Below are 1,562 nucleotides of genomic sequence, written 5' to 3'. Positions count from 1 at the left end.
GGTGCCATGGCGGCACAGCAGATCCTGCGTCACAAGTCGATCAAGGGCTCCTTTCGTTTTGTTTTCTGGCTGACCGTTGTTGCCAACTGCGCGGCTCTGGGCTGGCTAATGTCTGCCGCAGGCGCTCCACTGATGAATCTGACTGCGGGTTAGGCTCGCGCTGCTCTTATAGACCCCCCACACAGGCTCTCCCTTGCGCTAATCGATGCTTTGCTGCATGTTGCACCACTGCCGTGGCGGCATCGCTGCGAATAATAAGCATAAGAATGCGGGGCGGGTGTGATGCGGGTGGGGTCTATTCCGGGGTTGAAACGGCTCGGTATTGGCGGGCGGCTGTTTCTGGCCTTTGTGCTGATTTCGTCGATTACGGTGCTGGCCAGTGGCCTGGCCACCAATACCTATCTTGATTTGAGCGACCGGCTGTTGGCGCTGAAACAGCAAGACATCCCGGGGCTTGATGCGGCCGCGCGGCTGAATAACAAGAGCCGACTGGTGGTGGCCACAGCGCCCCTGCTGATGACCAGCGATTCCAATCTTGCACGCCAGCAGGCGATGGAGGAATTGCGCGGGGCTATCCTGGATATGGATCAGCTGATGCGCAATCTGCCGGACTATAATCGCTACTTCAGCGAGCTTATCGTGCAGATCGAGAACAGCCTGGCGCTGCTAAATCAGAGCGTGGAGCGACGCGAGCAGATTCGGCGCGAGCTTGCGCTGGAATCAAATCGGCTATTTCCGCTGTTTTCGCAGTTTATCCAGCGGCTGGAGGTGTCGCATCATGCGCTCTCCGGCGGCGCCCTGGGGGCTGTGATCAGCCGGCTGTATTATTTTTCCGGCCTGGTTGAAAAGGTGCGCAATGATGCCTCCTTCAATGATCTGGATTACACCTTTTTGCGCCTGGAGCTGCTGGGCGCACAGATTCGGCAGCAGCTGCAGGGCATTGCCCCCGACACCATTGAACCCGAGCTGATCGACGATCTGCATGAGCTACTGCGTATAGGTTCGCGCGCAGGCGCGCTCTTTGCGCTCAAGAATGAAGAACTGGATCTGCTCTATCAGCAGAGTTTCTTTCTGGAGAACAGCCAACAGCATATTGACCAGCTGGCGGCTCAGATTAATCACCACACCAACCAGACCAATGCCAGTATCAGTGATTCGCTGCAGGCGGCCATACTGTCGATCAATGTCAGCATTCGCAGCATTTTGCTGCTGTCGCTGATCAGTCTGGTGGTGGCCTGCGCGATCTCCTGGTTTTACGTGCGGCGCAATGTGCTGCAGCGCATTATCGAGCTGCAGCAGAACATGCGCGCCATCGCCTCGGCGCAGCTGGATACCAATATCCGTATTCTGGGGGACGACGAGGTCTCCGCCATGGCGCGGGACCTGAAGCATTTTCAGAAAACCGCCATTGAGGTGGAGCGCACCAGCCAGCGTCTGGCCGCCGAGATCGACGAGCGCATCACCGCCGAAGCTCAGCTCAAGGCGGCTCAAAACGAGCTGATACAGGCTGGCAAGCTGGCGGCGCTGGGTCAGCTAAGTGTCGGTATTACCCATGAAATCAA

The 1,562-nt window shown here is 57.6% G+C and carries 1 protein-coding gene; it reads left to right on the top strand.

Translation table 11 applies throughout. The features are described from left to right. Positions 1-282: 282 nt before the first annotated feature. Positions 283-1,562: HAMP domain-containing protein (locus MPRO_RS02820; RefSeq protein WP_067286656.1), on the top strand; the 1,280-nt coding region annotated here is incomplete at its 3' end.

This window comes from Marinobacterium profundum, from assembly GCF_001528745.1.
GTDB classification, from domain to species: domain Bacteria; phylum Pseudomonadota; class Gammaproteobacteria; order Pseudomonadales; family Balneatricaceae; genus Marinobacterium_A; species Marinobacterium_A profundum.
This window is presented reverse-complemented; position numbering and strand designations above follow the sequence as displayed.